The 25,329-nt window shown below is 53.5% G+C and carries 25 protein-coding genes; 11 read left to right on the forward strand and 14 right to left on the reverse strand.

The window, feature by feature from the left end:
* The first annotated feature begins 14 nt into the window (after positions 1-14).
* The 8 genes from AC2FF7_RS20565 (at position 15) to AC2FF7_RS20600 (ending at position 5,564) form a co-directional block, all read left to right on the forward strand.
* Positions 15-713: a DUF2062 domain-containing protein gene (locus AC2FF7_RS20565; RefSeq protein ID WP_480870356.1), complete on the forward strand. Its 699-nt coding sequence runs from the start codon at positions 15-17 to the stop codon at positions 711-713.
* Positions 706-1,458 (forward strand): pyridoxine 5'-phosphate synthase, encoded by a 753-nt coding sequence (locus AC2FF7_RS20570; RefSeq protein ID WP_170356733.1) that lies wholly within the window; start codon positions 706-708, stop codon positions 1,456-1,458. Before AC2FF7_RS20565 ends, AC2FF7_RS20570 begins: the two co-directional genes overlap by 8 nt.
* 16 nt (positions 1,459-1,474) lie before the next feature.
* Positions 1,475-1,936, forward strand: a complete 462-nt coding sequence (locus AC2FF7_RS20575) for an ABZJ_00895 family protein (RefSeq protein ID WP_496906247.1) — start codon at positions 1,475-1,477, stop codon at positions 1,934-1,936.
* Positions 1,933-2,355: a holo-ACP synthase gene (gene acpS, locus AC2FF7_RS20580; RefSeq protein ID WP_170356731.1), complete on the forward strand. Its 423-nt coding sequence runs from the start codon at positions 1,933-1,935 to the stop codon at positions 2,353-2,355. The genes AC2FF7_RS20575 and acpS overlap by 4 nt, the downstream gene beginning before the upstream one ends.
* 53 nt (positions 2,356-2,408) lie before the next feature.
* On the forward strand, positions 2,409-3,248 hold the full coding sequence (gene lepB, locus AC2FF7_RS20585; protein ID WP_480870349.1) for a signal peptidase I: 840 nt from the start codon (positions 2,409-2,411) through the stop codon (positions 3,246-3,248).
* Positions 3,245-3,925: a ribonuclease III gene (gene rnc, locus AC2FF7_RS20590; protein WP_480870346.1), complete on the forward strand. Its 681-nt coding sequence runs from the start codon at positions 3,245-3,247 to the stop codon at positions 3,923-3,925. The genes lepB and rnc overlap by 4 nt, the downstream gene beginning before the upstream one ends.
* 345 nt (positions 3,926-4,270) lie before the next feature.
* On the forward strand, positions 4,271-5,179 hold the full coding sequence (gene era / locus AC2FF7_RS20595) for a GTPase Era (protein ID WP_480498600.1): 909 nt from the start codon (positions 4,271-4,273) through the stop codon (positions 5,177-5,179).
* A gap of 55 nt (positions 5,180-5,234) precedes the next feature.
* Positions 5,235-5,564 carry a DUF1491 family protein gene (locus tag AC2FF7_RS20600; protein ID WP_496906248.1) on the forward strand — a complete coding sequence of 110 codons (330 nt, stop codon included), beginning with the start codon at positions 5,235-5,237 and terminating at the stop codon, positions 5,562-5,564.
* A gap of 107 nt (positions 5,565-5,671) precedes the next feature.
* Here the strand turns inward: AC2FF7_RS20600 and AC2FF7_RS20605 are convergent, their stop codons facing one another.
* The gene (locus AC2FF7_RS20605) at positions 5,672-5,923 is read right to left on the reverse strand and encodes a hypothetical protein (protein WP_480870339.1); all 252 of its coding nucleotides are present in this window, start codon (positions 5,921-5,923) and stop codon (positions 5,672-5,674) included.
* A 240-nt stretch (positions 5,924-6,163) separates the two neighbouring features.
* On the opposite strand from AC2FF7_RS20605, the gene recO reads away from it, so the two are divergent.
* Positions 6,164-6,889 (forward strand): DNA repair protein RecO, encoded by a 726-nt coding sequence (gene recO / locus AC2FF7_RS20610; RefSeq protein WP_170356782.1) that lies wholly within the window; start codon positions 6,164-6,166, stop codon positions 6,887-6,889.
* Here the strand turns inward: recO and AC2FF7_RS20615 are convergent.
* From AC2FF7_RS20615 to AC2FF7_RS20625, 3 genes are all read right to left on the reverse strand, one after another.
* Positions 6,873-7,265 (reverse strand): META domain-containing protein, encoded by a 393-nt coding sequence (locus AC2FF7_RS20615; RefSeq protein ID WP_170756061.1) that lies wholly within the window; start codon positions 7,263-7,265, stop codon positions 6,873-6,875. The genes recO and AC2FF7_RS20615 overlap by 17 nt on opposite strands.
* 40 nt (positions 7,266-7,305) lie before the next feature.
* Positions 7,306-7,860 carry a hypothetical protein gene (locus AC2FF7_RS20620; protein WP_480870336.1) on the reverse strand — a complete coding sequence of 185 codons (555 nt, stop codon included), beginning with the start codon at positions 7,858-7,860 and terminating at the stop codon, positions 7,306-7,308.
* A gap of 163 nt (positions 7,861-8,023) precedes the next feature.
* Entirely contained in the window at positions 8,024-9,715 is a 1,692-nt protein-coding gene (locus AC2FF7_RS20625) for an acyl-CoA dehydrogenase family protein (protein WP_496906249.1), read from the reverse strand.
* Positions 9,716-9,859: 144 nt separating this feature from the next.
* Between AC2FF7_RS20625 and AC2FF7_RS20630 the strand changes: the two genes are divergently transcribed.
* Positions 9,860-10,624, forward strand: coding sequence for a sulfite exporter TauE/SafE family protein (locus AC2FF7_RS20630; RefSeq protein ID WP_480870329.1), 765 nt, complete (start codon positions 9,860-9,862; stop codon positions 10,622-10,624).
* Here the strand turns inward: AC2FF7_RS20630 and AC2FF7_RS20635 are convergent.
* The 8 genes from AC2FF7_RS20635 to AC2FF7_RS20670 form a co-directional block, all read right to left on the reverse strand.
* Positions 10,621-11,085 carry a hypothetical protein gene (locus AC2FF7_RS20635; protein WP_247742659.1) on the reverse strand — a complete coding sequence of 155 codons (465 nt, stop codon included), beginning with the start codon at positions 11,083-11,085 and terminating at the stop codon, positions 10,621-10,623. The genes AC2FF7_RS20630 and AC2FF7_RS20635 overlap by 4 nt on opposite strands.
* 111 nt (positions 11,086-11,196) lie before the next feature.
* Complete coding sequence (locus AC2FF7_RS20640) at positions 11,197-11,487, reverse strand: hypothetical protein (RefSeq protein ID WP_170356721.1); 291 nt, start codon at positions 11,485-11,487, stop codon at positions 11,197-11,199.
* A gap of 677 nt (positions 11,488-12,164) precedes the next feature.
* Positions 12,165-13,190: a mechanosensitive ion channel family protein gene (locus tag AC2FF7_RS20645; protein WP_496906250.1), complete on the reverse strand. Its 1,026-nt coding sequence runs from the start codon at positions 13,188-13,190 to the stop codon at positions 12,165-12,167.
* Positions 13,191-13,320: 130 nt separating this feature from the next.
* Positions 13,321-14,532 (reverse strand): BamA/TamA family outer membrane protein, encoded by a 1,212-nt coding sequence (locus AC2FF7_RS20650; RefSeq protein ID WP_496906251.1) that lies wholly within the window; start codon positions 14,530-14,532, stop codon positions 13,321-13,323.
* Between the two features lie 211 nt (positions 14,533-14,743).
* Entirely contained in the window at positions 14,744-16,276 is a 1,533-nt protein-coding gene (locus AC2FF7_RS20655; protein WP_496906252.1) for a HoxN/HupN/NixA family nickel/cobalt transporter, read from the reverse strand.
* Positions 16,277-16,384: 108 nt separating this feature from the next.
* The gene (locus tag AC2FF7_RS20660) at positions 16,385-17,140 is read right to left on the reverse strand and encodes a DUF481 domain-containing protein (RefSeq protein WP_496906253.1); all 756 of its coding nucleotides are present in this window, start codon (positions 17,138-17,140) and stop codon (positions 16,385-16,387) included.
* A 31-nt stretch (positions 17,141-17,171) separates the two neighbouring features.
* Entirely contained in the window at positions 17,172-18,506 is a 1,335-nt protein-coding gene (locus AC2FF7_RS20665) for a metal-dependent hydrolase family protein (protein WP_496906254.1), read from the reverse strand.
* A 117-nt stretch (positions 18,507-18,623) separates the two neighbouring features.
* Entirely contained in the window at positions 18,624-20,153 is a 1,530-nt protein-coding gene (locus tag AC2FF7_RS20670; RefSeq protein ID WP_496906255.1) for an amidohydrolase family protein, read from the reverse strand.
* A 251-nt stretch (positions 20,154-20,404) separates the two neighbouring features.
* On the opposite strand from AC2FF7_RS20670, the gene AC2FF7_RS20675 reads away from it, so the two are divergent.
* A complete protein-coding gene (locus AC2FF7_RS20675) occupies positions 20,405-21,397 on the forward strand; it encodes an AraC family transcriptional regulator (RefSeq protein ID WP_496906256.1) in 993 nt (330 codons plus the stop codon).
* Positions 21,398-21,786: 389 nt separating this feature from the next.
* Here the strand turns inward: AC2FF7_RS20675 and AC2FF7_RS20680 are convergent, their stop codons facing one another.
* Together AC2FF7_RS20680 and AC2FF7_RS20685 are read right to left on the reverse strand one after the other, a co-directional pair.
* Positions 21,787-23,079, reverse strand: coding sequence for a hypothetical protein (locus AC2FF7_RS20680; protein ID WP_496906257.1), 1,293 nt, complete (start codon positions 23,077-23,079; stop codon positions 21,787-21,789).
* Positions 23,080-23,711: 632 nt separating this feature from the next.
* A complete protein-coding gene (locus AC2FF7_RS20685) occupies positions 23,712-25,310 on the reverse strand; it encodes a phosphoenolpyruvate carboxykinase (protein WP_480870325.1) in 1,599 nt (532 codons plus the stop codon).
* Positions 25,311-25,329: the final 19 nt, after the last annotated feature.

A 25,329-nucleotide genomic window follows, 5' to 3' on the forward strand; every position in this document is an offset into this window, starting at 1 on the left:
AGGGGTGATCAGGAGTGGTTTTCAAGCGCCGAGATCGACGCTCGCCTGTCCAGATCGCATCTGAATTCGTCTACCCCCGTGGCGGATGGACCCGCGCGTTCCACTATGTAAAACACCGCGTCCGTCGGTTGCCGGACTCCCCTGAACGCATCGCACGCGGTATCGGGGCAGGGGTGTTCGCAGCGTTTACTCCGTTCTACGGGTTGCATTTCGTCGTGGCTGCGTTGGCGGCGCGTTTGATCAACGGCAATATTTTGGCTGCGCTGAGCGGAACGTTTTTCGGAAACCCGCTAACTTACGTTCCGATTGGTGTCATCTGCCTTCAGGCCGGTCATTTCATTTTGGGAACCGAGTTTCAGGAGGGCGACACCCATGGCCTTATGGGTAAGTTTGCCGACGCGCTGGGCGACCTCAAGGATAACTTCATTGCCATTTTCACTGATCGCATGGCTGATTGGTCCGGGTTGCGTATATTCTATGACGAAGTGTTCTTTCCCTACCTAATAGGGGGCATTTTGCCCGGTTTGCTGGCCGGGGCGATCTGCCACTATCTGAGCCTGCCTTTGATCCGAACCTACCAGCAGCGGCGGCGCGCCAAAATCAAAGCGAAATTTGACGAAATCCGCCGTTTGGCAGAATCCAAGCCTGCCGTTTCAGTTTCAAAACCACTAGGCTCGGGCCAGAATTCGGCAAAGGAATCAAGCGATGTCTGACAATCCCCTGCGTCTGGGCGTGAATATCGACCACGTGGCCACCGTGCGCAATGCGCGTGGCGGGGCGTACCCTGACCCTCTGCGCGCCGCCAAACTGGCCGAAGAGGCCGGGGCTGATGGCATTACAGCCCATCTGCGCGAAGATCGCCGCCATATATCGGACGCAGATATCGACGGGTTGATGGAGGTTCTGTCGGTCCCGCTGAACTTTGAAATGGCCGCGACGCCCGAGATGCAGCAGATCGCCCTGCGGCACAAACCGCATGCGGTGTGCATCGTTCCCGAAAAGCGCGAGGAACGGACGACCGAAGGCGGTTTGGAAGTCGCGCGCGAGGAAAACAAGCTGGCCCATTTCATCGCCCCCCTGCGCGACGTGGGCTGCCGCGTGTCCATTTTCATCGCCGCCGACCAGCGCCAGATCGAAGCCGCGCATCGCATCGGTGCCGAGGTGATCGAACTGCATACCGGTGCTTATTGCGACGCCGTCTCCGAGGGTCACACAGACGTAGCCAACCAAGAGCTGGACAGCCTGCGTGAGATGTCCGCATTTGCCCATTCGCTTGGGCTGGAAGTCCACGCGGGCCATGGTCTGACCTATGACACTGTGCAACCCGTCGCGGCTTTCCCTGAGGTGCGCGAGTTGAACATCGGTCATTTCTTGATCGGCGAGGCTATCTTTCGCGGCCTGACCCCGGCGATTGCCGAGATGCGACGGCTGATGGATGAGGCGCGGGCAGTCGTCTGATCGCAAAGGTAACGCTATGGATTCGAACAATTTGTGGCGCTACAGCGTCTTGCTTGTCCAAGTCCGGCTATTAATGCCGATCGCTATTGTCGTTCTGTGGCATGTGACCGGGCTCAATTTAGCGAATGTGGGGATACCCTTCCTGTCAGCGATTGCCGCAGCGATGATAGCGGGCTGCGGCATAGCGCGGTCGATGGGCCGAATGCCGCACTTGCGCGAGGTGCTGGGCTTTGCGGTTGCGGGGACCGTGATATTCATGGTCGTGAACGCTGCGGCCTATCTGATTTTGGCGATCAGCAATATCGGACCGGTCGATATGTCGCTTCTGATGTATTGGCACAGAGGTGGCTATATGGGCAGCCTTATGCTGAATCTGGCGATTTTTGCTTTCTTCGCCAACAGCGTTCTATTTTATCTGTCGACCAAAATGGAACTCAGGGCGATTACCAGACGGCGTAGCAAAGAAAGCGCGATATGATCCTAGGCATCGGCACAGACCTCGCGAATATCGAGCGTATTCAGGGTACGCTCGACCGGTTCGGTGACCGGTTCCGCAACCGCGTTTTCACCGACACCGAACAGCGCAAGGCCGAACGTCGCCATGATACGGCTGGCACCTATGCCAAGCGCTGGGCCGCCAAAGAGGCGTGCTCTAAGGCTTTGGGCACCGGCCTGCGCATGGGCATCGCGTGGAAGGACATGGCCGTCACTAACCTGAACACCGGCCAGCCGGTCATGCATGTCACCGGCTGGGCCGCCGAGCGGCTGCGCGAGATGACCCCCGAAGGCCATGAGGCGATCATCCACGTCACCCTGACCGACGACCACCCTTGGGCGCAGGCTTTCGTGGTGATTGAGGCGCGCGCCATCACGAACGCAGCGGCCAGCCTTGACTAACCTCTCTGCGCCCCGCATGTAGCACCCCAACAAACCAAGGACCGGAGAGCAGTATGGCCGAGGACGTCAAAACCGGAAATCCCGTGTGGGAGACGATTAAAACCATCGTCTACGCATTGCTGATCGCAGGCGTTTTCCGGACACTGTTTTTTCAACCCTTCTGGATTCCGTCGGGCTCGATGAAACAGACCCTGCTGATCGGAGATTTCCTGTTCGTGAACAAGATGGCCTATGGTTATTCCTACGCCTCGTGCCCTAGTCTGATCATTCCCAGTGTTGGCCTGAATATCGATGCCGAGGATGTTTGCGGCTGGATGTCGGGGGACGATAACTCGCGCCTTTGGGCCGGCGATCCTGAACGCGGGGATGTCATCGTCTTCCGTCACCCTGTTACAGGGCGTGATTTCATCAAACGCCTGATTGGTTTGCCCGGTGATCGTATCCAGATCCGCGAAGGCCAGATCATCCTGAACGGTACGCCTGTTCCACAGCAACCGGATGGTGTTTTCACCGAAACCGCTTTGCCACAGGGGCCGCAAGGTCTTCGTCCGCGATGTGAAAACGGCCCGGTCGGGATTGGGGCGATTTGCGAAAAGTCCCGGACGATCGAAAAGTTGCCAAACGGCGTCTCTTACGACGTACTCAATATCGGCAACCAGGGATCCGACAACACCGGGATCTACACTGTTCCCGAAGGTCACTATTTCTTCATGGGCGACAACCGTGACAATTCCAGCGACAGCCGTTTGCCGCAATCTGCGGGTGGCGTGGGCTATGTGCCTTACGAAAACCTGATTGGTCGCGCAGATCGGATCATGTTCTCTTCCGCTGGCCGGTCGATGCTGTTCTTCTGGACCTGGCGGAGTGACCGGTTCTTCAAGGCGGTCAAGTGAAGCTTTCGGCCGAGATAAAGTCTTTTCAGCATCGGTTGGGCTACACGTTTTCTAACCCTGAGCTGCTTGTTCGCGCGCTGACTCATGGCTCAGTCTCGTCCTCAACTCGACCGGATAATCAGCGGTTAGAGTTTTTGGGCGACCGTGTATTGGGGTTGGTTATGGCTACGGCCCTGCTAGAGGCCGACAAAAAGGCAACTGAGGGTCAACTCGCTCCGCGATTCAATGCGTTGGTCCGAAAAGAAGCCTGCGCCGATGTCGCGCGACAGATCGACCTCGGTGCGGTTCTGAAACTGGGCCGATCTGAGATGCTGTCGGGTGGCCGTCGAAAACAGGCACTGTTGGGAGACGCGATGGAGGCGGTCATCGCCGCAATCTACCGCGATGCCGGGTTCGAAGCGGCACGAGACGTGATCATTGCTTTGTGGGGCGATCGCATCCATTCGGTCGAAGCGGATGCGCGCGATGCCAAAACGTCTCTTCAGGAATGGGCGCAGGCACGCGGCCAGAAACCTCCGTCTTACGTCGAGGTCAAACGCAGTGGACCCGATCACGCCCCGGTATTCACGATCGCCGCGCGTTTGCAGGACGGTACAGAGGCGCAAGCCACAGCCGGATCAAAGCGCCAGGCCGAACAGGCCGCAGCCAGATCGCTACTCGATCAGTTAACGAAATAGCAATCCCTTTGGCGAGGAGGCTGGCTCCCTCTGGATCGGATTGGCGCAAACAAATCGAAATTGAAACGACCTGATACCACCCGACCAAACAGCCAATTATCCAGTGATGAAACGCCTCATTCCTAAAGGCCGCGACGCCTCCTTTGGCAAGCATCGTAAGCTCTAGCCAGATCAGGTCTGCCAACGTCGAAAACCAATCCAGATGAGCCCACTTTCTTATCCACAGCTGCTCTGGCGGTGCTTTCTCTCCAAGAGAAGTGCAAACCCGCTATGAGACAAAACCCTCTGGCCCGCGAAGTCTTTCTGCTATAGGGGTGCGCACTTGCAAACAGGATCGCAGTACACATGACCACACGCGCCGGATTTATCGCCCTGATCGGAGAGCCCAACGCGGGCAAATCCACCCTTCTGAACCGCATGGTGGGGGCCAAAGTCTCGATCGTGACGCATAAGGTGCAGACCACGCGTGCGCGCATTCGCGGCGTTGCGATGGAGGGCGAGGCCCAGTTGGTCTTTGTTGACACGCCGGGCCTTTTCAAGCCACGCCGCAGGCTGGACCGCGCCATGGTCGCTGCCGCCTGGGGGGGCGCAGCTGATGCAGATGTCGTGGTCTTAATGGTCGAAGCGCATCGCGGTATCACCGAAGGGGTTGAACGCATTCTGGAAGGTTTGGACGAGATCGGGCAAGGCCGCACCGTCGCCCTGGCCATCAACAAGATCGACAAAGTACCATCCGAGAAACTGCTGGCCCTGACCAGCGACCTGAACGCACGCTATCCGTTTGCTGAAACCTTCATGATCTCAGCCGAAAAAGGCCACGGAGTTGAAGACCTGCGCAAATGGCTGGCGGGCGAGCTGCCCGAAGGGCCTTGGCTCTACCCCGAGGATCAAATTGCCGATTTGCCCTTGCGCATGATCGCCGCCGAAATGACGCGCGAGAAACTGACCCTGCGCCTGCATCAGGAACTGCCCTATCAGCTGACCGTCGAGACCGAGAACTGGGAAGAGCGCAAGGACGGATCCGCCAAAATCGATCAGGTCATCTATGTTATGCGCGACGGCCACAAGGGTATCGTTCTGGGTAAACGTGGCGAGACGATCAAGGCGGTTAGCCAGGCTGCGCGCGCCGAGCTGGAAGAGTTTCTTGACCGCAAAATTCACCTGTTCCTTCAGGTCAAAGTGCGTCCAAATTGGCTTGAGGAATCCGAGCGTTACTCGGAAATGGGTCTGGATTTCAAAGACGGCAACGCATGAGCGGGACGAAGAAATCTCGTCGGAAATTGTTGGCGCCTTTGCTAAGGAGCGCGAAATGACCCGGCTGACGGCGGAATTTTGGGTTCACGCCTACTTGGCCCGCCTGCGGTTTCAAGAAATTCCTGCCTTTGTGGTTGCCCACGGTGATGACACGGCCGGTGCGGTGCTGATCAAACTTAATACTCTGGATGGGCAGGCCGTCGCGTTCCAGCGCAGTTTTGATCTGATGAGTGGGGAGCGCAATTGGGTCGAACTATCCGCTGGTCCCGAGGCCGACGTGGATGGGGCGATTACAAAACAACGCAGTTTTGATCCAGACCTTTGGGTGGTCGAGGTCGAAGACCGCCAAGGGAGACATCTTCTGGGGGAAGAAGGGTTGGACTGATCCGCTCTTGATCCTGCAAAACGCTTGATGAAAATGAGCGTAAAAATATGGCGCGCCTCGGATAAGAGACGCGCCCAATCAATCCATACTGATTGATGGAATTGGAGTCAGTTTCCGCCTTTCTTGCCACGCGAAACCTGATCCTTAGCGACTTCGCGGCTACCCGCATTGCCCCAGCCGCTGTCACCTTTTTCGGCATTTTTGCCGCTGACCGTAGGTGCCGCTCCACCGATGCCGGGTGTTGCAGACAGCACCCCGGCCATATTTTTTGCTGCGCCCGAGTTGCTGTTAGCAGATTGCGCCATGGCAAGACCCGCAGACGCGATGAAAATTACAGTAGTTGTCGTCAAGAAACGCATTGTCCCCTCCCAAGTTTTGATAGTGTTTTGGATACGGAGTTGCCGAGCGGCCGGATCAAAAATATTTGAAGCACAGATCCGTTCTAAGTGTTTGCTGGTGCAGAATTAGTGGGAAAAGGATCTCAAAAGATCAAATATACACTTTGTTCCTTACAGCCGGAACCACTCTTATTCGCTTGCGAAAATTCCCTGCTTGAGATTGAGTTTCCCGAACCCCGGCACCTATCAAGGAGGAGACCGCTGGACTGGCGCGATCACGGTATACTTCTGACCACACGCCGACATGGTGAGACAGCGGCGATCATCGAGGTCTTCACCGAAATCCACGGACGCCACGCCGGGGTTGTGCGCGGTGGGACCAGTCGGAAAATTGCGCCGATCCTGCAGCCGGGAGCGCAGCTAGACGTGCTTTGGCGCGCGCGGCTCGAAGAGCATATAGGCACGTTTCAAGTCGAACCCCTGCGTTCTCGTGCAGCGGCGGCGTTTTCGGGGCGGCTGGCACTGGCGGGATTAAACGCGGTCGTGGCACTTTTGGCCTTCTGCCTTCCCGAACGGGAACCGCACCCAGTCATCTACAAACAAACCGAACAGTTGATGGACCTGCTGGGGCAGGATGATGTATGGCCGCTGGCCTACTTGCGATGGGAATTGGCCATGCTTGAAGAGTTGGGCTTTGGTCTTGATCTGACCGCTTGCGCAGTTACCGGGGCGGTCGAAGATCTGATCTATGTCTCTCCGAAATCGGGCCGCGCGGTTAGTGAGAAAGGGGCGGGGGAATGGGCGGATAAGCTGTTGCCACTGCCCCCATGTCTGCGCGGCGAGGGGGCCGCGCCGGATCCCGAGATTGCCGAGGCACTACGCACCACCGGGTACTTTCTGGAGCACCGGGTCGCGCCGTCCCTCGGTCATCGCCCGCTGCCCGAAGCGCGGGCGCGGTTTGTCGAGCAGTTTACTCGGCGGCTTTGAACACCATTTCGTGGCCGTCCTCGTTCCGCAGGATCAAAACGTCTCCGGCCACTTCAGACTGTGTCATGGCAATCAGAGCGGCGAAATAGTATCCTTCGGCTTCCAGCCCCGCGCAGGCTGCGCGGGTGGCGGTCAATCCGGTCACTTCAAACCAGGGATATGGGGCGCTTAGGGTGCCGTTGTAGCTGTTGCACGGGGCGTTACCCGCAATCTTCCCGTCTTCCGTAAAACGTAGCAAAGCGCTGGCTTCATAAGGCTGACCGTCGATCTCTTGCAGCGCCCATGTTCTATCCGCCGCACCATAGGCGGCGACGGTTTCATCCCTGTCGCATTGAAACAGAGCCATGAAGGGCAGGATCAGGGTTAGTCGTATCATTTGATCACGTTAGCCCAAATCACCCTAAATCCGAACAGGGTTAATAGGGGTTCTGACCGCTCACCAACTCAGCCCTTACTTCGCTGCGAGGGCGCCAATTATATCGTGTATCCTCGCGTGTAGGAGCCCAGGTCAGTGCGCCGCTGTTGCGCCATGGATCAAGAATAAGCCCATCATACATCGAATCCCCCTTGGCGCTGATCAGCGCAGAATGATGGATTATGCGAAATGCCGTGGGGGGCGAAGTCGCCCAATGCAGATCCAAAGTCTCGAAATTCTCTTGCCGAAGCCGGGCAGTCATGGCTTCGGCCCAATCGTTGCACAGTCCTTTCTCGCGCAGGCCATTGATGACCTTGGCGTTGTGAATGATGGCTGGATCGGTCACGTTCCATTCCTGCGCCAAACGGCTCGAGTATGTGTACGCGATTTCAGCGGCTTGCTGCGCTTCGACAGGGTCGACGTTGGGCCCGAGGTCGCGGATAGCCAGCGCCAGTTCGTCAATGTCGTTCTGGCCAGCGGCTGGGTATTGCTTGGCGCAGCCTCCTAGCGCCATAGCCACTATTACTGCGAGGCAGGCCAGAATAGATCGCATCATGTCGTGTAATTTCCTGTTCACTGTCCCAGCTGATGTAACCGTATTCAAGGCATCGTGGTAGTGAGAAATTCCGGGCGTTGGCGAAACTGGGCCTATGTCATTAGCAAAAAAAGACCCGGCGCGCGCGCCGGGTCAAGTTGGGGAAACAGGGCTACCTATCAGATCAACCCAGCAAACGCCGAGCGATGACCTGTGCCTGAATTTCGGCAGCCCCTTCGAAAATGTTCAGGATGCGCGCATCACACAGAACGCGGCTGATCTTGTATTCCAGCGCAAACCCGTTGCCGCCGTGGATCTGCAGGCCATTATCCGCAGCAGCCCACGCAACCCGTGCACCCAGCAGCTTGGCCATGCCGGCCTCAAGATCGCAGCGATGTCCGTTGTCCTTTTCCCACGCGCTGAAATAGGTCAGCTGGCGCGCAATCATAATCTCGACCGCCATCATCGCCAGCTTGCCCGAGACGCGGGGAAAGTTGATCAGCGACTTGCCGAACTGCTTGCGATCCTGCGCGTATTGCATGGCGATATCCAGCGCGCTTTGCGCCACGCCGATGGCGCGGGCAGCGGTCTGAATGCGGGCAGATTCGAAGGTCTCCATCAGCTGTTTAAAGCCTTTGCCTTCTTCGCCGCCCAGCAGGTTCTCACCTTTGACCTTGAAACCGTCAAAGCCCAGTTCGTATTCTTTCATGCCGCGATAGCCCAGAACCTCGATCTCGCCGCCGGTCATGCCGGGGGTGGGGAAGGGGGCCTCGTCGGTGCCGGGAGTTTTCTCGGCCAGGAACATCGACAACCCGCGGTGGTCAGAGCTGTCGGGGTTGGTGCGGGCCAGCAGGGTCATCACATGGGTGCGGGCCGCGTGTGTGATCCAGGTCTTGTTGCCGGTGATCTCATAATCGCCGTCGGCGTTCTTGACCGCGCGGGTGCGCAAGCTGCCAAGGTCCGATCCGGTGTTGGGCTCGGTGAACACGGCGGTGGGCAGAATCTCAGCGTTCGCGAGTTTTGGCAGCCAGTTGGCCTTTTGCTCGTCCGTGCCGCCGGCGATGATCAGCTCGGCCGCGATCTCGGACCGGGTGCCCAACGAACCCACGCCAATATAGCCGCGCGACAGTTCCTCGGACACCACACACATCGAGGCTTTGGACAGGCCGAACCCGCCGAATTCTTCGGGAATGGTCAGGCCAAAGACGCCCATCTCAGCCAGTTCCTCGATGATTTCCATCGGGATCAGCTCATCTTTCAGGTGCCACTCATGGGCGTGCGGTTCGACCTTTTCGACCGCATAGCGGCGGAACTGGTCGCGGATCATTTCCAGTTCTTCGTCCAGACCGGATGCACCAAACATTGTGGCACCGGATTGATCTTCCATCAATTCTACAAGGCGGCTGCGGGCGGCTTGTGTATTGCCGCCTTGGGTCAGAGTCATCACCTCAGGGATCATCAACGCGCGCATATCATCTTGGCTGAGGCCAAGATCCTGCAGGCGAACGATTTCACCCTGATTCATTTGGATGCCGCCATAGACCTGCCACAGATATTCGCCGAACGCGATTTGATGCAGCAGCTGTTCGATTTCACCAAACTTGCCATCACGATCCAACGTCTCGGCCCAACGCTGCATCTGTTGCAGCGACTGACTGTAGGTGGCCAGCCACGCGAGGCCATGAGCGGCCGTTTGGTTGGCTTCGATCAACGCACCGGACACGCGACCCTCGACAGTCACCATCTGGCGTACAGATTCACGCGCGCGGTCGAACACAGCTTCGACTGCCGGGACTGCGGCGCGGGTCAGTGTCAGAAGGTCGGGCAAAATCGCGGATGCTGTCATCTGGGTCATATCCTGTCCGTCATGGGCCATGAATCAAGTCCTTTTCTGGGTCGATTGGTCATACCATGCTGCACGTGCAGCGCAACAAAAATACGAATTACGTTGCGAAATAGTTCAAAAATTTCTTGCGCAGTTTTGCGATGCAGAATTTTTCAGGAGTGATATCACAGGCGCATGACCCTGTTCTCCGTTGTGTCACCGTCGGAAATTCTGTTTGCCCTTGCCGTCGCTTTTGCGGCGGGTTGGGTCAAAGGGATGGTCGGTTTTGCCATGCCCATGGTGCTTGTCTCTGGACTTAGTGTTTTCCTGTCGCCGCAACTGGCGCTGGCGGGATTGATCCTGCCTACGTTGGCCACAAATGGCGTGCAGGCATTTCGCGAAGGGGTTCCGGCCGCGATCGATGCCATACGGCAGTTTCGCGTTTTTCTGTTGGTTGGCCTCGTGTTTTTGTTAGCTGGGGCACAACTGGTCCGCTTCGTGCCCGAGACGGTGTTTCTGTTGATGATCGGCATTCCGGTCTCGGTCTTTGCTGTGATTCAGATCGCCGGGTGGAAACTGACCCTCGAAAAGACCTCGACCCGAGTTGAGGCTGCGATTGGAGCCGTAGCCGGTTTCGTGGGGGGGATGTCGGGGATATGGGGGCCTCCGACGGTCGCTTATCTGACAGCGTTGAATACGCCCAAGGATGTTCAAATGCGCGTACAGGGCGTAATCTACGGGCTTGGGGCAGGCGCATTGGTTATTGCGCATCTGGGCTCGGGTATTTTGCGGGCCGAGACAGCACCATTCTCGGCAATTCTGATCCTGCCCGCACTGCTTGGGATGTGGGTCGGCCTGCGCCTGCAGGCGCGCATCGACCAGGCGCGGTTTCGGAAACTGACTTTGATGGTGCTATTGATCGCAGGATTGAACCTTCTGCGTAAAGCGGTGATGGGTTAACTGCGGCTATCTGCGAAGCGGAAGGCGAAATACAAACCCAGCATCAGGAAGAACAGACCTGAAATATCGCCGATCAAATAGGCAATGTATTCGACGCGTGCGCTGCCAAAAGCCATATTTGTCAGACCTGCCACAAGGAATGAGGTGATCACACCGACACCCATGACACAGACCCAGCACGGTTTGCGATCAGCCCTTGGAAACAGATCCCATCCGGCCCATTTGAGCAAATAGAAGACTGCCGGTACTGTCAGAACGGCGATTGCAATAGCGGCAAGACGGCTGGGCAGGAAAACGTCGCTGCCCCCCAGCGCCGCAAAGACGATGAAAACGCCGGGAAGAAGGGCAAAAATGGCTCGCCAGCCCAATAGCCATGCAGACAATACCCTAACCCCATGGGGCAAGAACAGAAGGCTGGCCCGGCTTGGATATTCTGGAAAAAACATGTTCTGAAGGGGCATCAGAACCTCGAATGTAAGGTACGATGCCACGACATATGCCAACGAGGCAAAAAACGTTTCAGAAGCCCATTTGCGCACGACAATCAGCCATTGTCGTAGCTGTTTGGCGCGTCACCTGGGAGCATGAACGACGTACCGCCCCCGGTTTGCGCTGCCGCTTTGCGAAAGGTATCCCTTTTGCACCAGGGACTTGAGTGCACGGAAAAATGTCGGGCGCGATACGCTTTGAACCAGTGTATGTTCAATCAATCCAAAGGTGCGAACTTCCTGATCGTTTTTCGACAATTCCTCAGCTGCGTAATAGATATCGCGCTCAACCGGAGAGAGTTGTTCCAGACCTAGCGTCCGCTCCATGCTTTGCATCAATTTACGCAGTTCGGTGAGTTTCGAGATTTCTGTCATATCGTTACCTGCCTTATTCTGTGTCTTCCGCCCCTTTACGGTGACGAACTGAGGTATGCCGTTTTACGAGTTACCCGGCAAATCTCATATTGACACTCATCCCCTTTAGAATACACTAGCTATCTGATTAGGCTTCTTAAATCGCGTTTGTGAGTGTGCGCTTGAGCATCCCATAGGTCTTTTCACTTCTCACCCGACGCGAGAGCGTCGGGTTTTGTCATATTTCTGACATGCCGAGATACCTCAGATCGACACTTCGAGCAACGCAATTGCATTCACATTTTGCAATATACAACTTATGCGCGATCACGATGTAGTGAGACTCTTTAAAGAAAAGGGGGCGATTTCGCCAAGGCCTTGTGGTAAAATGTTGATGGGAGGTCAAAGTGACCTCCCATTTCTGTTTCAAGGTTAAATCCGAAATTTTAACGCCATCCAGCTCACCCAAAATCAATGTTAATTCCGCTCTTTAGCTGGTTTTAGATCCGGTCCTTTGCCTGAACGGCTGCGTGTCCGAAATTCGCTTAGAGGGGGATTATGCACGAAGCCACACATGACCCGTCTAACACCAATCTAGCGACGCCGTTCCTGACATCCGACAAAAAGCGGTGGAACTGCTAAGTGTATTCGAGTGTTCGAAGATCGGATGAATAACAAAAGGTGCTGCGGGAGAACGATTAGTCTTTGTTCGATACTTTGTTGCTCTTGATTTCGTAAACATCCGCAGATACTTCCAATCCGGCGTTCAGCAGCGCTTCATGGATGTTTGTGTACAACTCCTCCCGGCCTTGGAACATGCTGGGATAGTTAGGGAAAAATACCCATGCATAGTAGATGTAGGGCTGGCTTGATCCGTTCTTCAAGCGAATTGACGGCTGTGGTGATTTCATGACCGTGCTACACTTTCCAACCGCATCCGAAAGCAGATTAACTATGGTGGTAGGGTCTGCTTTGCTGGAAATTTGTACTTCGAACACTTCCGCATATGGGCTGTTTTGACCGTGAAGGTTCAAAAAACGCTGTCGTGACAGCTGTCCATTTGGAATGACATAAGTTCCTCCGCTCCATCCTCTCAACTGGGTAGAGCGCCAATTGATGTCGATGACTTTGCCTTCCGTTCCATCATCGAACCGCAGCCAATCGCCGATTTTGAAAGACCGTTCCATTCCCACGGCTATCCCGGCAAAAAAGTCACTAAGAGTTTGTTGCATTGCAAAAGCGCAAACTGCGGCAACAGCCCCTGTCGACAAATACAGCTCGGTTGGCGCTATATCCTTGACTGCAAGAAAGACCAAAACGCCGATGAGCCAAAAGAGTGCATAGAGAATTGTCAGTGTAAGATGCGAGTGTTGGCCAGAGTGGCCACTGTACGTGTGATATCGAACCCAGGTTTCAACCAGCCTTGCGAGACTGGATGCGACAGCGAGGTACACTAGGAGTTCGGATAGTGTCAGGACATGTCGCGTCCAGTAGAATGACTCACCGATTTCTGACAGGGCGGCAGTTAACTCATAAAGTCCAAGTGCCCCAGCTGGCAGGAGGAACATGTCGAGTATGGCTGCTGGCCAAAGATGAACGCGCGCGAAATTTCGAATGTGTGGGCTTAGCAACGCAAGCCGCCAAACAAGAAGAAAAACGACGGCCGCAAAGGCGAGGAGGAGTTGTGGTGACTCTGCCGTCAAAACATCGGATGGATTAGACATCGGAATCTTCTAAGCTTACCTTGGCTTTTGCGATGACACGGGCGGGAACCAATTTTTGGAGCAAGAGCCAAGACAGTTAAAGCCGTTTACTTGAAACAATTTCTCATTTGCCCCAGATTTCATTTTCGTCTCAGAAACGCTGGCCGATATATAGATAGAGTAAGCCATCACCATCGTCATTGAAGGCGTAGTCGATAGAGTAGTCGAGCCTGTTCTGCTTCGACAACCGATATCGCAAGCCTGCACCATACCCGGCACCACCTCGGTCAAATGACAAGGAATCCAAACCTGATCCACCGCCACCTGCTCCTGCGAACAAGACATATCCGAAACGCTGAGAGAGGCGGCCACGGTATTCGATCTGTGCGGATGTCGACCAGTCAGCGAGAGCATCAAATGCAGAAAACCCCCTCAACCCGTCGACAAACCCGACACCACACCCATCAAAGAATGGAGCTTCTTTAGCTGCACCGCACATTACCGCCCGCCAAGCGATAACGCCTTTCCGTCCCACCGGATTGTAGGACGCCAAAGACAAGACACCTTTGCCGTAGTTTCTGTCACTTATTGTCAGTCTATCATTGAGAATTTTGTCTGTAACATCGCCATACGAGAAGTTGCCGGTCACCAACAGTCCTGAACTTGGATAAAATGTATCGTCCCTTGTGTCGTGCACAACATCGAATGTCAGCCTTTTCAATAGGATATGCAAATCGGGTTGGAGAAAATCTGGGAGTTGGCGGATGAAATCGGAGTTGAGTGACAACTGAGAATCCGCAAAAGCATATCCAAACCCGATTTTGGTCGTGTCTGTGAAACCATACTCCATACGAATGGCATAACCATCAACTGACTGCGTTAAAGGTAGTTCAAAGCTGCCGGATATCGGTAGATCGTAATTCAAATCGGCATCTACATAAATTGCACCTACAGTCCATCTCCCTTGATTGAAGTTAACCGTTCCTCCGATTCCATATCCCGAGGATCCCTCATTCGTTCCGAAGTATCCGGCACCAATACCGGAAGTCTTTGATCCTGGGAGGGCAAATAGGTATCCAGCGCCAAGTGTTGCGCCACTTCCTATCGTTTCGTTCGAAAACGGAATAGGTGCGGCTATAAAATCTCCACTTCGAACGCCCACGTCGGAGTCAGTTGCTACATCATCAGTAATCCTCACGGCTCGGTTAGCCGGATCCAAGGCCCACAGGGTTGAAGGTAAAATCACCAAAATTGAAGCCACGAAAAAGGATTTTAGCCGACTGCTTAGCTCAAGGTTACATGTTGCTTTCGACAGGTCCCTGGTCTGCGAACTCTCAAGTTTGACAGTACCAAATCGTTTCATGGTGTCTGTGACTGAAAAAAAACTGCTAGTTCGCTTCATTTTGATACCAAGAGCAAATATGTGTGGAACGCTTTTTCTCCAAATTGGGTAAATCCACAGGTGAGCTGTCAGAACATGTTGAATTCTTCTAGCTCGACGTACCGCTCGCCAGATCAAGATTAATAGAAGCGGGGCGAGTAAACCTGCTGTCGTCAATTTACAAAAACTCTCGCTAATAAGAGCTTGAAGCCAACTCTGCTTGAGGCAAAGTCGCAGCGGGTGAATGCTTGTAGTTGATCCAGAATAGGGTCACGCCGATTGCAAGAACACACATGGCACCTACCAAGCGCGCACTCATTTCGAACGTTTGTCGCCGCCTATCCGTCATGTCAAAGCGGCCATAGGCCCAGCTGCGGCCCCAAAGGGCAGCAATGCCAATGGCTGACATTGCCATAGCCATGCCGAGTGATATCGCGCAAACCATCAGAATTGCTGGTAGGATTAAATCGTTTGCAAGCCCAAAAAGCATGACAATTAAAGCGCCGGTGCACGGCACAATACCGACAGCAACCGCGATCCAACCACTGCCCGCTGGATCGGCGCTCGCGGCGCAGGCGGCGCATCCGTGAACATGGTGATCGTGGTGACCGTGATCATGTGTCGGGGCTCCGTGATCCCCAGCTTTCAACGCAAGCCGCATCGCTGAAAGCGTTTTCCATAGCATGAACATACCAATCGCAATAATTAGCCCGTAACTGATTAGGCGAATGGCTCGATAGTCTGAAGGTGCTGCGCCAGTGGTTTGACGTACGGCGAAATCCAACAAGAATACAACTACCACGGCCGAAAAAACGTGAATTATTGCTATACGGAAGCCCATCACGAGTCCGCGTCGCAGGCTACCGCCAGAGCCGACAAAATAGGAAATAACGACAGCTTTCCCGTGCCCCGGGCCCAAGGTGTGTAAAGCACCGTATCCGAAGGCGAGAAATAAGGCTGCAAACAATGCCCCGGTTGTGTCTCTGTTCCGGATAGACGTCATGGCCGTTGTGAAAAGGCTGTTTACCCATACCTGCGCGCGGTCCAGAACAGGCAGATCCGACATTGATGATGCAACGATATTCTGCGGCGTACCAGATATTGTGACGTTTGCCATACTGTATGACACAGGGATGTCAGTAGATCCGTCGACGAGGAACAGTTGATGTACCCCAGGCTCGTGCCGCAGAACGCCGGACAAACGAATACTTTGAAAACGGTTTTCTAGAATCAAACCTTTTGGGACCGACACATGGACGATCTGGTTTGGCAGTGGAGGCGGAGTGTGGATACAAGCGCCTATCCAAGGCACCAGAAGGAATTCATAAACTTTTCCCGCCGTGACAGACAGCGGCAGCGCATAGCCGTCCAAAGTCAGTTCAGCACCTAGGAGTCTGGTGGTCACACCCGTTGATTCTTCTTCGCGCCGCTCCATGACAACTAGACGCTGTTCCAAAAGCTGGTCGGCATTGAGCCCAGCTGCATCTAACCTTTTGCGGGCCTGCTCGGCTGCTTTGCTAGCTTTTGGGTTATTTTGGCCTTGTTCCTTGGCAATTTGGTCAAGCAGAATTTTCCGCAGGTCGGACTTATGCTCGTACTTCATTTCCAGAAACGGGTCGTCATAAGGCTCTACCGAGGGCACAAGGTCATCCCACGAAGCAAGGTTATCTTCTGCGGCCAGCAACGGCACTGCTGCAAATAAGAAAGCGAATGTAAGAAAAGCCATTGCGGCTCCGCGCATCGAGAATCTTGGCATGCGGCTATTCCCTTCAGTTCAGAAACTTAAGTCGAAGCATTCGAGTTTTGCGGGGCTCAACTTTTACGTACCGCAACTTTAGAAAGGTACTTTTACTCCCAAAAATGCGCCGGAAAGAGTAACTTCACTGAAAGGTCCAAATTCGCCTAAGTCCCAGTCCAAGTATCGGTAGCCGACGGTTAGGTCGACGGAATTTAACCTGTAGTTAATGGCTGCCGCTGCTTGCCACGTTAGATCACTGTCGCCGGTGCCGATGTCTGCGTAGTAGCTGAAATACCAATCCTCATTGATATTTGTCTCACCTCTGAAGCCAATCACCGCATCCCAGTTTGTGCCAGATTCCGACTCGGCGATTGGAGCGCCAAGTCCACTAACACTCACGTCGCCATCTAAATACAAGGCCCTTGCACCACCGGTGATATCAAGAGACCCACCACTAGTCTCAAGCACGCGGTAGCCGGCTCCTAGCGTGGTTATGAAGCCTTTGAGACCAATATCCGCAGTAACTGGAACACTTACTCCACCCAAGTTGACGGAAGTGCTATCAGACTCATCTACATCAAGATAGATGACGTCAGCTATCAAAGAAAATCGGTCGTTTCGCGCGACGAGAGTGCCCATGACACCAAAATTCAGGTCCTCGATAATCTTGTCTATGCTGATATCGACATTGCCACCAGTTGTGGTTTCTCCTCCAACGGACGCTCCCCAGAAGTAGAGTTGGGCACCCCATTGCCAATCTTCCTCAGCTGCTGCCGTGGATGCTGTAAGTGTCGCTGCGGCGAGGATAGATAGTGTAAGTTGTGATAGACTTTTGGGTTCGAGAAAATTCACTTTTCATCCCTTCCGATTGCGTACAACATCTTCACTCAAGAGTGTTTTTGTAGATCACCCCGTCTTTCATGATGATTTTGATGTTTTCGCGATCCGTCACTGCGCTTAGGTCTTCGAGAGGGTTGCCGTCGACTAGCAACAAGTCTGCCAACGCGCCTTCTTCAACGCGCCCGATCACTCCTGGGTATGGGTTTCTTGGCCCGGAAAGCTGGAGCAACTCTGTAAAGTTACCGGTCGACATTTTCAGTATTTCGTAGGGTGTAAACCAGTCCAGAAGCCGTTCCATCTGTTCGACCTGCTCGCTGACACCAATTCCCGGCCCAGGGCTGATAAAGATGTCGGTTCCGTGAACAACCTTTAGTTCAGGAAGCCCCTTGATCCACTCATAGACTGATCCCGTACCTTGGCACACAATAGCTTGTTTTGCGTTCTGTGCATCATTCAGTCCAGGCTCGCTGCATAGCGTAAACGGTTGAATACTTAGCCAGATCCCATCTTTAGCCATCCTCTCCAACGTTGGCTTGTCGAGAAGTTGACCATGCTCGACCACCTTGATTCCGGCATCAATTGCTTGATTAACGGCTCGAGGAGTGTAGCCGTGTACGGTAACGTAAGTTCCCCAGTTTTCCGCGGCTGCTGTAGCTGCTTGGATTTCTTCAAACGTAAACTGCGTTGTGTCTAATGGGTCGTTGGGTCCGCTAACTGAGCCGCCAATAGCAAGTTTGACCTGTGATGCTCCAAGCCGCAGTTGTTCGCGTGTCGCGGCGAGCACCTTTGGGACACCATCTACCAGTGTACTGTTTCCCGTTAAGTCAGTGATTGGCGGTTCTCCACCCAGCAATGGGTTGCGCTCGTTCCTAACTCTGAAATCCGAGTGGCCGCTTGTTTGAGATATCATTGAACCTGACGGGTAAATACGAGGTCCGACAATAGAACCTTCGTCAATCGCACGCTTGAGGCTAAAAACCTCACCGGCCATATCGCGTGCTGTGGTCACACCATTCATCAGCATGTCTCGAGCCGTATCGACCGAACGTATGGATTGGTAACCTGGCAACTCGAAAAGCACGTCAGCGAACGTAACCCCAGACAAAGCTAAGTGAGAGTGTCCCTCAATGATGCCGGGCATCAGAGTGTGCCCATTGCCCTCAACAACCAGGCCGTCGTTTGCCGAAAGTTCTTCTTGCGAAATCTTTGAGATAATATTGCCGTCGATGAGGACGTTCACATCTTCTATGAGCGTTTCATTTACGCCATCAAAAACATCAACATTCGTAATGAGTACAGAGCTATCTTGCGCGTTCGCTGTGGCTCCAAAGATCGAGGCCGTGTAAAAAATTGCTCCGAATAATCTGTTGCAAGTCATGATGTTCTCCTTGATTTGGAGGGCTCTCTACCGGTCAAAGATTTTTCGGTTAAGCGGCGCCATGGAGCTTGATGAGGTGTGACATTTGTTGTTTTGAGTCGGGTATACCGGCTATGGCTACTGGCTCACCTTGCCTCTAATCGGTACGCCGGCCGAGACATTCTGAACCACTGAGTCGTCCACAACGATGGTGCCATTGACTATCACATAGGGAATACCTGACGATGGGAGAGAGTTTTTTCCGTTTTCCGGCCCGGAATTATCGGTCACGTTTTCCGGATCGAAAATTGTAATATCCGCGACTGAGCCCTCCTGAATGCGCCCGCGAAGTTTCATCTGCGGGACGTGGTCTTCCAGAAAAGCCGCTGGCTCGTAGGTCATCTTAGAAAGCGCGTCCATCAGCGAGATGGCGCCAGTTTCCTGCGCCATGCGGAGTACTTTTGCATGAGTACCAGCACCCCGAGCGTGCCCGGCGCCCGCACCGTAAGGCGTCTCGAAATCACCATTCAGCCCGCCGTCGACTATGTAGGGCATCGCGTCTGAACCAACGATTACACCAGGCCTGGTCATCGCCTCCATGATGTACTCGTCTTTCATTGTGTACATTAGCAATTGTGTTTCAGGCGCTTCCGTCCGCAGTCGATCAAACTCTTCGTCGGTCAGCGGCTCTCCAGTTTCTGTTACAATGTAGTCTGACGCTTCAACGCCCAATCGCTCCTTATATCCGGGCTTGTTGTAGTCTGCATCCACGTAGGTTCCTGCGTAATTATACGGATAGAATTCACCGATGACCTCCTGCCCTTGCGCACGTGCGTTGTCGATTAAATCCAAACACTTCTCTGTCAAGCCAAGGCAATTGCTTGGAACGTGGTGAACCAGCAGCGGAACGTTGTTTTCCCTGGCAATTGTCAGCATTTCGGTAATACCCATGAAGCCGCTGGGTGGAATTTGAGAGAGATACCGAACGTGTGTTGTTATCGGGAGATCGTACTTTGCCGCTAGAGAAGTAACGGCCATGACCTCCGGACTTCCAACAACGGTGTAGTACCCAATCGGGTATGCAATCCCGATACCACCCTGCTGCAATCCTTCTTCGACCGCCTCCAAAATTGCGGCCTCGTCCAGGGGATCATACAGCTTCGTTTTCCACTGCTGACCATCATCCATCGCGCGCGTGGCCGAACCTTCGTAAAAAACCCTTCCCCCGGGGTCCAATCCATCCAGAACAGCCAATCTGGCGAAAGCGTGGGATACGTTGGCGCCGTAGTTTACAATCGATTTTCCGTCCCAATAGTCGTAGTAGCTGTTTATCGGATACTGACCGATTTCCAAATCCATGGGAGTTGTTACGCCATCACGAGCATATAGGCGTTGGGCAAATAGGTCCTGACCGTGTGAATGATAATCTATGAACCCAGGCGCAACCACATGTCCGGACGCATCAATCTCTCTAATGCCTTCCAAGTTGTCAGTGCTTATTTCAGTAACAAAGCCGTTGTTGATTCCAACATTGGCCGTAGCGTCGAAACCCGTTTCGGGGTCCATTACGCGGCCATTTTTGATTACGATGTCAAAGGATTGGGCGTAAGCAAATGGCGCTAACAGAAGAGAAAGCCCAATTGCTGAAATTAATGGTTTCTTGTTCATTCTTGCCTCCCATCAGGGGAACTCCCCCGCCTTTTCTTTACCTATTTGCTCCAATGGTCGTGAGAACCGAGCTCTCGTAAGCCCTCGGAGAAAGTTGCTTAAGTTCCTGCATTTAAATGGTTTTAACCCGCTTAATTAGCGATGCTTCCACGAAAGATGCTCTCATCAAAGAGGATTCAGTGTTCGATTCTTCCGTTGCTTAAAATTTTTGCGACTTCGAGTTTGCATTAATGTTGGGACAACTAAAGTTCGTGAATTACACTCTTCAGAATAACCGCAGAGAGTCTGAAAGATTTTTGATTGCAATGTGGTCACCTAAAACGACTTTTCACACCTATATGAATGACTTCCCGGTCAGAGAGACCGAGTTGGTTCAACTGGGTGGTGGGCCGCTTGGGTTGCGTGCAGAGATGGTATTTGGCGCCGACGCTGTCCTCTCAAAGGTCAAATGTGATGCCAATACAGTTTGGAGAATGCTCGCTGCAAAAGACTGGGTCGGGCTTGTCCTGCCAATCACTTGGCAAGGAACCTACAAACTGGATGGTTGGGAAGCAGCACCAGGAGATGTGTTCCTGCTTGATGGCAGAGTTGAGTTCACTACCAGCGCTAGCAACCGTACATCCATTATGCTTGCAATACGCAGAACGCGGTTGATCGAAGCGATTCACCGCATTGCTGGATCCAATTTCATCGAGATCGACCCGAACCACGTGCTACTGCAACTCCACGACATTCAACTACACCAACTTAAATCCCGCATAACACGCATGTTTTCCGTCACTAAATTCCATAGAGACTTCACTGGCGGTTTGTTCATGCCACCAACACATGAAAAAGATATGTTTTCCTTTCTAGGCGAATTTCTTCTCGAATGCGTGCCTAAGAAGGCCTACAAGAATTTGCTTCCAAGCCGCGATTTTAAGACTGTGGGTCGAGCTCTCCAATTCGCGCGAAAGACCAGATATGAAGATGTTAATTTGGCTACTCTGTGTGAAGGCGCCGGAGTAGGAAGAACCACCTTATATCAAGCGTTTGAAGGAGTTTATGGAATTACACCTATGCAGTTCATTTATAAGTTGCGACTGACTGGCGCTAAAGAGTGGCTGTCAGATCCTTCTGACCCACCTCAATCTGTCAAGCAGGCCGCACTGAAATACGGATTTGTAAGCTTTGGACGTTTCGCAAAGACTTATCGTGAATTGTTTGGTGAAAGCCCTTCTCAAACTCTTCTCAGGGCAAGATAACCGTTTGAACAATCGTCAGTATCAGCGCGACATCGAAATAGGAGAACACAACAGAGTTCTCAGCAGAATGGGCACTTGTTCAAGCATCTACATTTTAGAAAACTGGTCAAAAATTTAGTTCTGCTTTCGCAGTAGTTGAACCAAGCTTTTCGACACTCTCGAAATTCATGTGACTTACTTCAATCTTGTTCCGACCAGGCCTCGAACAATTGCAAGGGGAGTGAATAGGCCGAATGAACATGGTACAGCGAAAGTAAGCTCTGGTGCCATTTAAGAGTTCTGCACACGGTTGAAAGCCACTAGCGCAGTCAGTTTGTAGATACCAGTCGCGGTAACCCAATCGAAGTCTATGGCATTTCGCTACTTATAAAACTGGGCAGCTTGACGTACTAAAACGCAAATAGGTCTCGCTCATAAACAAATCCCTTGGCGATCCCAATCTTCATCGCTGGTGTATCCTTTGTTTTGTTCATGAGGTTGGTATAGTTGTGGGCAAACCTCAGGATATCGACCATTTTAGAGACCATGACGGGGTTGTAATATTGCTTATAATACCAAAGCCGACTGCGCCCTGAAGACACCAAACCACGTTCAAATCCCATGATCTTCGTTCTGGCCCGCGCATGATACATATCAACGGGATGAGTTCCGGACCTCACAGCGAACTGGGCGATTTGAGTATAATTCAAGTCGTTTGGGTTCGTTTTGAAGATTATTCGCTTCTCAGGTTCATTGATGAAATGGAACGGATATAACAGCCCCTCATCCCTGCTTTCTCGCTCGCCGAAATAATTCATCAATTCGTGCAGATAGTCCTCTGGCGGGCGTTGCTGCAATAAGGAGCGCACTAAAACTTCCATGACACCATCTTGCTTCCTGGGTGACACCGGATCGCCTGTACCCAGAACGACGTTTGAGCGATCAAGAGCTCTCTGAAGTCTGCTGTATTCCTTGTTTCCTTCTGCGACCAACGCCTTTCGCTGGTCCGTCACCAGATATTTCGTAATTGCGATATCCGCAATTCTGACACGCTTGGCCTTTACTTCCTTTGCAAATACAGCTGCATATGCAGCAGAAAGGCCAGCATCACGGTCAGTTGAAAAATTCAACTTTGCATACTTGCTCCCCAGCTTTTTCTTGACCAGCATGATATGGGCGAATTCAGCTGCGTCCTGTCTCACCCTTGCTGCTTTCTCCAGAAGCTTCACATCTTCCTCGGATGCTGTGAAGGTTCCCTTCTCCATCCCGCCTCGGGACTTGTTCAAAGCATCATGCTTATCACGCAGATTTTTTAAGTATTCAGTCGCAAACCAGACCCTCGCATTTTTTCTCATTGAGCGGGGCTTTTCTAAGTCACCTACAATTTCCATGACCTTCTCAATTGCCGCTGGCTGAACGTCGGGATCTACATCTGTTGTAGAGGCGACCACGTAATTACTGTCACGCGCGACGGTACAGATATGGCGAACGTCAACAGCCTTTCGAACTCCCCTGTCCGGCCAATTTACCTGAAGAATTTGCGTATCAGTGGCGAAGTAGGGTGATTGGCCCGCAATGGCACTTGGTAAAAGCCTTTCTCGTTCGGCAGCAAAGGCCTGGCACTGCTTATGAATAAAGTCGATCTTGCGGTAAACTTCTGCCGGCTGGACATCAAGTGTCCGGCAAATCGCAGAGATCGTCATTCCATTAACAATACTCCTGAGAACTTTCCCGTTCAGATCGCTGCGGAAATGACGTCTGCTCGACTTACCCAAGGAGAAGGTTTTCTTGCAAGCTTTACATTGAAACCTCGGGTCGCCTTTTGCGGTCTTGCCAAACTTTCTGTAGCGGCTAGGCATTAGTGAAATCGTCGCCCCATGATTGATACATGCAGCAGTTGGACAACTTTCACGTTTTGTTCTCCTATGCAGTCGAGATAGTCTCGCATACTCTTCGAACACGGCCTTGTTGGATTTTACGATGCTGGATCGGTTGCAAGCGGGACAAACAAAGGTTCGTTCATCCCCAGAGCCGATTACGCGGCCTCGTCCGATGTTCGAACCTGGTTGGGAACGTCGACCTCGGCCATCCTTGCGGTCGGGTAGAACACCGAACAATTCGCAAACTGGGTTACGACAAAAGTTGATTGAATAACCGCCAACAAGTCGAGGCAAGCGATACCGCTCTAGCCTCGCAACTTTTTGCGAGAGATCTGACAGGTCAGGCAAGCGGCATCCCCTTAATATTAAACGAAAACACCCAGCAGGCTAACCGCTGGGTGGGATATCGTCAACATTTAGCTGCAAGGGCTTGCGATTTCGCCCCCTTTTTTCGATTAACCGATTGCTACGGCTTTGATGTCTTCGTCGATGAACGGAAGGTACTGTTCAAAGTTCTCGGCGAACATCTGCACCAGTTTTTCAGCCTGCTTGTCGAAGGCCGCCTGATCATCCCAGGTGCGGCGCGGGTCCAAAAGGACTTCGGCCACGCCGGGCACCGAAACCGGTACGTCAAAGCCGAAATTGGCATCTTTGCGGAACTCGGCATCCCGCAGCGATCCGTCCAGCGCAGCTGTCAGCAGTGCACGGGTCGCGCGGATCGGCATCCGGCTGCCCACACCATAGGCGCCACCGGTCCAACCGGTGTTGACCAGCCAGCAGGTCGCGCCGTGCTGGGCGATCTTGTCGCGCAACAGGTTGCCGTACTCTTCCGGGCGACGCGGCATGAACGGCGCGCCAAAGCAGGTCGAGAAAGTGGGCTGAGGTTCGGTAATGCCGCGCTCGGTCCCGGCAACCTTGGAGGTGAAGCCCGACAGGAAGTGATACATCGCCTGCGCCGGGGTAAGCCGCGCGATCGGAGGCAGCACGCCGAACGCATCACAGGTCAGCATGATGATGTTCTTAGGGTGGCCACCCAGTGCGCTGCTGGACGCGTTCGAGATATACTCCAACGGATAGGCGCAGCGCATGTTCGCGGTCAGGGAGTCGTCCTCGAAATCCAGTTCCTTGGTTTCGGGATCGAACACCATGTTTTCGATCACAGTGCCAAATTTGGTGGTGGTCGCGTAGATTTCCGGCTCGGCCTCGGCGTTCAGGTTGATCGTCTTGGCATAACAGCCACCTTCGAAGTTAAAGGTGCCGCGATCGGACCAGCCATGCTCATCATCGCCGATCAAAGTGCGGGCCGGGTCAGCGGACAGGGTTGTCTTGCCAGTGCCGGACAGGCCAAAGAAGACGGCGGTGTCGACCGGGTTACCAACCGCATGGTTGGCCGAGCAGTGCATCGGCATCACGCCTTTTTCCGGCAGCATGTAGTTCAGCAGAGTAAAGACAGATTTCTTGTTCTCGCCTGCATACTCGGTGCCGCCGATCAGGATCATCTTGCGGTCGAAGTTCATCGCGATCACCGTCTCAGACCGGCAGCCGTGCTTAGCCGGGTCGGCCTTGAAGCTGGGGCAGTTGATGACGGTGAAATCGGCGATGAACTCGTTCAGATCTTCACGATCCGGGCGTCGCAGCAGGTGACGGATGAACAGATTGTGCCAAGCTAGTTCGGTAACCATGCGCACGTTGATCGAATAGGCCGGGTCGGCTCCGCCAACCAGATCCTGCACGAAGTAGTCGCGGCCTTTCATGTGGGCCAGCATGTCCTGATACAGCGCGTCAAAGCCCTCGGGGCTCATCTCGGCGTTGTTTTCCCACCAAATATGGTCTGCAACGCTGTCAGTGCGCACGACGTGTTTGTCCTTGGGCGAGCGGCCGGTGAACTTGCCGGTGGTAACCAAAAAGGCTCCGCCATTGCCCAGAGTGCCTTCGCCGCGCTTCAGCGCCTCTTCGATCAGCGCCGGTTCCATGAAGTTGTAATAGACATTTCCCAGACCCTCGATGCCCTGATCCTCGAGGCGGAATTGCGGGTTAACCCGTCCAGATGTCATGTGTGTCTTCTCCGTGTGG

It is taken from the genome of Ruegeria sp. YTSC325, from assembly GCF_059609525.1.